The following is a 6,234-nucleotide window of genomic DNA, read 5'->3' as shown; positions in this document are numbered from 1 at the left end:
GTTCAGCTCATCGAAGCGTTGGTCTTCCAGCGACTCGCCCGGATAGATGAGCACGTTCACCGTGAGGCGATTTGTCACAGGCTTCAGCTCTTCGAGGCGTATCTGCACGACGGTGTCATCGGGGCCGGCCTGGCTCAAGTCCAGTCGTGGGAGCGGACCCTCTGACCGTTGTAGTAGGCGGACGCCGAGCAGCGATAGACCGTAGGCGGCGAAGAAAACCAGCAGAATGGCCACCCCGAACGCGATGCCGCGTCGCGACCGCTTTTCCTTCGGCGGCGGCGACGGGGGCGAAGGCGGCGCTGTTGGTGGAGCGTCAACGGTCATTGGTCGCCACCGGAAGTCGCGACGGGCGGGGCAGCACGGGGTCAGGTTAGCGAACGGCGGTGCCGGTCGCGCGGCGAAATAACTTTGCCGGGCAAGACTGGCGAAACCCGTCACCCGTTGGCCATCCCTCGGTAACTCGTCGTTCAATATTGGCCCGCTGTCGGCATTTTCGCGCCGAAACCGGGCGGCAGGCAGCGCGTTGACCAGTTAATCTGATGTTGGTTTGCGTGCGGGTTTCAACAACTGCAATTCTCAACACGAATCGAGTTCGGCGTGAAGGAATCAACATGAAGCACAAGCGTTTAGTCGCGGCCGCGAGTTTGCTGGCTGCGGGCACCATCGTGCTGTCGGGCTGCGAGGTGCCGCACACCAGCATGGCCTACGCCAGTGAAGTCGTGACCTGCGGCGGCAAGGCGACCATCCACGCCAGCGGATCGACCGCACAAGCCAACGCGATGAAACGGTTCGTCGAGGCCTACGGCAAGGCCTGCCCTGGGCACACCCTCGACTACACCGCGAACGGCTCGGGCAGCGGGATCAGCGACTTCCTCTCCGGCAAAAGCGATTTCGCCGGATCGGACACACCGCTGTCCGCCGACCAGTACGCCGCCGCCAAACAGCGCTGCAGCGGCGCAGACGCCTGGAACCTGCCGGTGGTGTTCGGCCCGTTGGCTGTTACCTACACCCTCTACAACGTCGACTTTTTGGTGCTCGACGCGCCCACACTGGCCGGGATCTTCAACGGCAGCATCACCCGCTGGGACGACCCGGCCATCACCTCACTCAACGCATCCATGCCGCCAGAGGACATCAAGGTCATCTACCGCAGCGATAAGTCCGGCAGCACCGCCAATTTCCAGTCCTACCTGCAGTCCGCAGCCAGCGGCACCTGGACTCAGGGCACCGGCAAGGAGTTCAAAGGCGGCGTCGGCACCGGCGCCATCGGCAACGAAGGCACCTCGGCGACGGTGAAGAACACCGAAGGCGCAATCACCTACAACGAGTTGTCATTTGCGATGGACGAGGGTCTTTACGCCGCCGAGATTAAAACGCCGGCCAGCCGCAAGTCCAGACGTCCGGTACGTGTCGGCACCGACTCCGTGGGCAAGACCATCGCCGGGGCCAAAATCGTCGGCAAAGGCAACGACCTCGTGCTCGACCTCTCGTCGTTCTACAACCCCAGCCAAGAAGACGTCTACCCGATCGTGATGGCCACCTACGAGATCGTCTGCTCCAAATACGCCGACCCCCAAGTCGGACAAGCGGTTAAGGCCGCCCTGCAGGCAACGCTGGGCCCCGGCCAGATCGACCTGGACAAGCACGGCTACATCCCGCTGCCGCCGGACTTTCAATCACGAGTCTCCAGCGCGGTCGACGCGATCAGCTAGCTAGCGGGCACATCGCTCACGCATCGAAATCCGATGTGTGTGGTGGCGGTGTCCTGCGATTGCGGTGACCGCGCGGCCGGACGATACCGGTGGCAGTACTCCGGTGCGCATAGGTGCGAGCCGCCTTTGAGCGTCTGCGCGATGGTCGGGTCGGCCGGACCCGACGGCGCACAGCAGGCCTTGGGCGGCTGGTCCAGCCGGTGGTGGGCCGAGAATTCGGTCGTTGTCCATTCCCAGACATTGCCGATCATGTCGAAAAGGCCGAACTGGTTTGGTGGAAACGCACCGACCGGCGAGGTTCCGGCCCAACCGAGCGCTCCATCGTTGCGGTAGGGGAAGGTGCCCTGCCAGGTGTTGGCCATCAGCTTTCCGCCGGGCTTCTCCTCGTCGCCCCATGCGTAGATGGTGGTGGTCCCGCCGCGAGCTGCGTACTCCCACTCGGCCTCGGTCGGCAGCCGACGCCCGGCCCAGCGCGCATATGCCGCGGCATCGGGGTAGGCCACCTGCACGACCGGATGATCGGGCCGGTCGGCAATGTCGGTGTCCGGCCCGAACGGGTGCCGCCAGCTCGCGCCCGGTGCCCAGACCCACCATTGCCGCCAGTCGCGCAGGTCGACCGGGCCTGGCGTCGGACGAAACACCATCGCGCCCGCGCGCAGCTCGCTCGGGTCGACGCTCGGATATAGCGCGGGATCGATGGGCTGCTCGGCAACCGTCACATACCCTGTCGCGGAGACGAATTCGGCAAACTGCGCATTGGTCACCGGATGTCGTTCCACGGCGAAGGCCCCGACGGCCACCGTGTGGATCGGCGCCTCCTCCGGGTAGAAGCTCGTCGACCCCATCCGAAATGATCCGGACGGCAATTCAACTAGCTCGGTGGGCATACGTTCAGCATTTCAGTCACGCGAAAAAGCCAGTGCCAGTTCCTTTTCCACATCCTGGTACGGGCGCCCGGAAAGATCGATACTGACCTGGGCGATGGTGCCACCCGTAAACGCGAACGGCGCCTTGTAGCGGCTGGACACCGCCGACCCGCCGTTGCGCCCGACCGTGATGCCCGCACCCGCCAATCCGAACGTTCCCGGGTGCGCCATCACGTCTGCGAGCGTGCCCACCACGGCGTCATCGATGAACAGCGTCACCTCACCCAGTGGCGTGTGGCTGTTCTGCACGGTTCCGGTCAGCGAATAACGAACGCCGAGAAGATGTCTGCCCAGCGGCACCGGATCCGACGACGAAATCAACTGCTGGCGCTCACCGAGGAAGTTGTACACGTAGTGCAGTCGTCCGTCTTGGATGAACAGCACATGTCCGCCGTGGGCGCCGCCCTGCTTGAACAGCACACCCTCGGCGCCGGTGGTATCCACGGTCACGTCGGCCAGCAAGGCGAACGAACGGCCGCGAAGTTCGGCCGCGGCGCCGATGCCGACATCAGCGCAGTCGGGATAGTAGATGTAGCTGGGTCGTTCGCCGACCAGGTAGGGCCGCGAGCGTCCCAGCGTCTCAAAGATGTTGAGATCCGCCAGCGGCAGACCGTTGAATTTGGCGGCTTCGGAGAACCACAGCGCCTTCAGTTCTTCTAGTTTTTCGGGCTGCTCGGAAGCCAGGTCGTGGCATTGGCTGCGGTCGGCCTCGATGTGAAACAGTTCCCAGCGATCGGCACCGAAGTGCGACCATCCGGCAGGTGTGGCCGCATGAATTGTGTTGGCGAACCAGCCGTTATGCCAGATCCCGCGGGTTCCGAGCATTGTGTAGAACTGGGTTTGCTTGCCCGTTTCAGCAGTCGGATCATCAAGGGCTGCTTTGAAACTCATCCCGTCGAGTGGCTTCTGCGCGATGCCCTTGACGGTCTGCGGCGGTGTCATGCCCAGCAGGTCGTAGACCGTCGGGGTGACGTCGCAGACGTTGACGTAATTGTCGCGGACCTCGCCGTGTGCCGCAATGCCGTTGGGCCAGGAGATGATTGCCGTATCGGCGATGCCGCCCTCATGGGAGGCGTAGCGCTTGTACAGCTTGTAGGGCGTATTGAAGGCCATCGCCCAGCCAATTGCGTAGTGGTTGTAGGTATCTGGTCCACCGAGGTGGTCGAAGAGCTTCATGCTCTCTTCGACGGTGTCGATGTAGCCGTTAAAGAACTTGCCCTCGTTGACCGATCCGTTCGGGCCACCCTCACCGCTGGCGCCGTTGTCGGAGATCACCACGATGATCGTGTCGTCCAGTTGGCCCGATTCCTCGAGATAGTCAAGGACTCGGCCGATCTGGGCGTCGGTGTAGCTCAGGAAGCCGGCGAAAACCTCGGCCATCCGGCTGAACAGCTTCTTCTCTTCGTCGGTGAGCGAGTCCCACGGCCGCACCGTGTCCTGCAACGGCCAAGGCTCGCCGTTAGGTCCCTTAACATCGAGATAGGGGTTGACGGGCGACAATTCAGTGTCCTGCGGAACGATCCCGATTGCCTTCTGCTTTTCCAGCACCACCTCGCGGTAGCGCTCGTAGCCCATGTCGAACTTGCCGGCGTACTTGTCGGCCCATTCTTTGAAGACATGATGCGGAGCGTGTCCGGCACCTGGGCACACGTAGCTGAACCACGGCTTGTCTGGCGCAATCACCTTGGCGTCGCGGATGAATTCGATGGTCTTGTCGGCGATGTCCTTCGACAGGTGATAGCCGTCCTCGGGTGTGCCCGGAGGATTGACCGGGTGGTTGTCGTAAACCAGGTCGGGATACCACTGGTCGGTTTCGCCGCCCATGAACCCGTAGAAGCGTTCAAAACCGCGAGACGTCGGCCAGTGTCGCTTCGTCGACGCCATGTTCGACTCTTCCAGCGGCGTCAGGTGCCACTTGCCGACACAGTAGGTGTTGTAGCCGCGTTCGTTGAGCACCTCGGAGAGCAGTGCGGTGTCGGGCGGAATCCGGCCGTTGCAGTTGGGAAAACCGTCGGTGAACTCTTCGATCGTGGCCATACCGACGGTGGTCGCGTTGCGACCGGTCAGCAATGACGCCCTGGTCGGTGAACACAGCGCGGTGGTGTGAAATTGCGAGAGCCGGACACCGCGCTCAGCGATGCGCGTCATCGCCGGCATCTCGACCAGACCGCCGAAGCAGTCCCACGTCGCGATGCCGGTGTCATCCCACACCAGATAAAGGATGTTAGGTGCATTCTGCGGCGCCGTGGGCGCGGCGAACGGACCCCAATCCGGCTCCGAATCACGGATGTCGAGTTCGATCTTGCCGTTGAACTCGGTCGCCATCGCTGGCCTCACTCTCGTAGTGGACCCCCGGGATACCGGATGCGACTATACCCTGGCGAACTGGGGCACCGCCCGCTTGCGGAGGAACGCAAAAGCCCGCAAAACAAACAGCGTTTGGGGGCTTTTGCGTCTACTCGGCAGAGCTTTACTTGGCCTTTTCGAGGATGTCGACCAGCCGCCAGCGCTTGGTTGCTGACAGTGGACGGGTCTCCATCAGCGAGACGCGGTCGCCGATGCCGGCGATGCCGTTCTCGTCGTGCGCCTTGACTTTCTTGGTGGTGCGGATGATCTTGCCGTACAGCGGGTGACGCACCCGGTCTTCCAGCTCGACGACGATGGTCTTCTGCATCTTGTCGCTCACCACGTAACCGATGCGGGTCTTACGCTGACCACGGGGCTTCGGGGTGCGTGGGGTGTGCTTGTCGCCCTTAGCGCCGCCCGCCGTCGCTTTGGTTGCGGCGGCCTTCTTCGGGGCGGCTTTCGCGGGTGCCTTCTTCGCCGCGGACTTCTGCGGGGTCTTGGCCTCTGCCATTACGATTCCTCACTCCCTGCGCCATCGGGGCCCGATGCCAGGCCGAGTTCACGCTCACGTAGCACGGTATAGACGCGCGCAATCTGTTGGCGCACCGTGCGAAGTCGACGATTGTTGTTGAGCTGCCCGGTCGCCATCTGGAAACGCAGGTTAAACAGCTCTTCCTTGGACTCGCGCAACCGCTCGATCAGCTCTTCGTCGGTGAGCTCGCGCAGTTCGCCAGGGGAAATTCCCACTGCCATCAGAACTGCTCCTCTCGGGTAACGATGCGTGCCTTGATCGGCAGCTTGTGGATTGCTCGGGTCAACGCGGCCCGGGCGATCGATTCATTCGGGTAGCTGAGCTCGAAGAGAATGCGACCCGGTTTGACGTTGGCGATCCACCACTCCGGCGAGCCCTTACCGGAACCCATTCTGGTTTCCGCAGGCTTTTTGGTCAGCGGCCGGTCCGGGAAGATATTGATCCACACCTTGCCACCACGCTTGATGTGCCGGTTGATCGCGATACGTGCCGCCTCGATCTGGCGGTTGCTGACGTAGGCATGCTCCAGCGCCTGGATACCGTAGTCACCGAAACTCACCTGCGTGCCGCCACTGGCCATCCCGCGCTGACGCGGATGGTGCTGCTTACGGTGCTTGACCTTGCGGGGAATCAACATGATTCAGCTCTCCGTGCTCTGCGTCTCAACGGCCGGCTCGGCCGCCGGCGGTGCGGGAGCCGCAGCCTCGGTGTCTTCAGC

Annotated in this window: 7 protein-coding genes; 1 reads left to right on the top strand and 6 read right to left on the bottom strand. The window is 62.9% G+C overall.

Annotated elements, in window-relative coordinates; translation table 11 throughout:
- Positions 1-324 (bottom strand): DUF4436 family protein (locus WB785_RS09700; RefSeq protein ID WP_424078749.1); only part of this gene is annotated, 324 nt, incomplete at its 3' end.
- 287 nt (positions 325-611) lie between these two features.
- Between WB785_RS09700 and pstS the strand changes: the two genes are divergently transcribed.
- Positions 612-1,712, top strand: coding sequence for a phosphate ABC transporter substrate-binding protein PstS (gene pstS / locus WB785_RS09695; RefSeq protein WP_424078748.1), 1,101 nt, complete (start codon positions 612-614; stop codon positions 1,710-1,712).
- On the opposite strand, the gene WB785_RS09690 is transcribed toward pstS, so the two are convergent.
- The 5 genes from WB785_RS09690 to rplP all read right to left on the bottom strand — a co-directional run bounded on the left by WB785_RS09690 (position 1,709) and on the right by rplP (position 6,153).
- On the bottom strand, positions 1,709-2,599 hold the full coding sequence (locus tag WB785_RS09690; protein WP_424078747.1) for a formylglycine-generating enzyme family protein: 891 nt from the start codon (positions 2,597-2,599) through the stop codon (positions 1,709-1,711). The genes pstS and WB785_RS09690 overlap by 4 nt on opposite strands.
- Positions 2,600-2,611: 12 nt before the next feature.
- Positions 2,612-4,963 carry an arylsulfatase gene (locus WB785_RS09685; protein ID WP_424078746.1) on the bottom strand — a complete coding sequence of 784 codons (2,352 nt, stop codon included), beginning with the start codon at positions 4,961-4,963 and terminating at the stop codon, positions 2,612-2,614.
- Positions 4,964-5,108: 145 nt separating this feature from the next.
- Positions 5,109-5,495: a 30S ribosomal protein S17 gene (rpsQ, locus tag WB785_RS09680; RefSeq protein ID WP_424078744.1), complete on the bottom strand. Its 387-nt coding sequence runs from the start codon at positions 5,493-5,495 to the stop codon at positions 5,109-5,111.
- The gene (gene rpmC, locus WB785_RS09675; protein ID WP_424078742.1) at positions 5,495-5,737 is read right to left on the bottom strand and encodes a 50S ribosomal protein L29; all 243 of its coding nucleotides are present in this window, start codon (positions 5,735-5,737) and stop codon (positions 5,495-5,497) included. The genes rpsQ and rpmC overlap by 1 nt, the downstream gene beginning before the upstream one ends.
- Positions 5,737-6,153 carry a 50S ribosomal protein L16 gene (gene rplP / locus WB785_RS09670; RefSeq protein ID WP_424078741.1) on the bottom strand — a complete coding sequence of 139 codons (417 nt, stop codon included), beginning with the start codon at positions 6,151-6,153 and terminating at the stop codon, positions 5,737-5,739. The genes rpmC and rplP overlap by 1 nt, the downstream gene beginning before the upstream one ends.
- Between the last annotated feature and the right edge of the window lie 81 nt (positions 6,154-6,234).

Origin of the sequence: Mycobacterium sp., assembly GCF_049585075.1 — a bacterium.
GTDB lineage: Bacteria > Actinomycetota > Actinomycetes > Mycobacteriales > Mycobacteriaceae > Mycobacterium.
This window is presented reverse-complemented; position numbering and strand designations above follow the sequence as displayed.

Bases quoted from the DNA above. Each gene is read 5' to 3' on its own strand.
- pstS (WP_424078748.1), top strand. From the start codon at position 612: ATGAAGCACAAGCGTTTAGTCGCGGCCGCGAGTTTGCTGGCTGCGGGC.
- WB785_RS09690 (WP_424078747.1), bottom strand. From the start codon at position 2,599: ATGCCCACCGAGCTAGTTGAATTGCCGTCCGGATCATTTCGGATGGGG.
- WB785_RS09685 (WP_424078746.1), bottom strand. From the start codon at position 4,963: ATGGCGACCGAGTTCAACGGCAAGATCGAACTCGACATCCGTGATTCG.
- rpsQ (WP_424078744.1), bottom strand. From the start codon at position 5,495: ATGGCAGAGGCCAAGACCCCGCAGAAGTCCGCGGCGAAGAAGGCACCC.
- rpmC (WP_424078742.1), bottom strand. From the start codon at position 5,737: ATGGCAGTGGGAATTTCCCCTGGCGAACTGCGCGAGCTCACCGACGAA.
- rplP (WP_424078741.1), bottom strand. From the start codon at position 6,153: ATGTTGATTCCCCGCAAGGTCAAGCACCGTAAGCAGCACCATCCGCGT.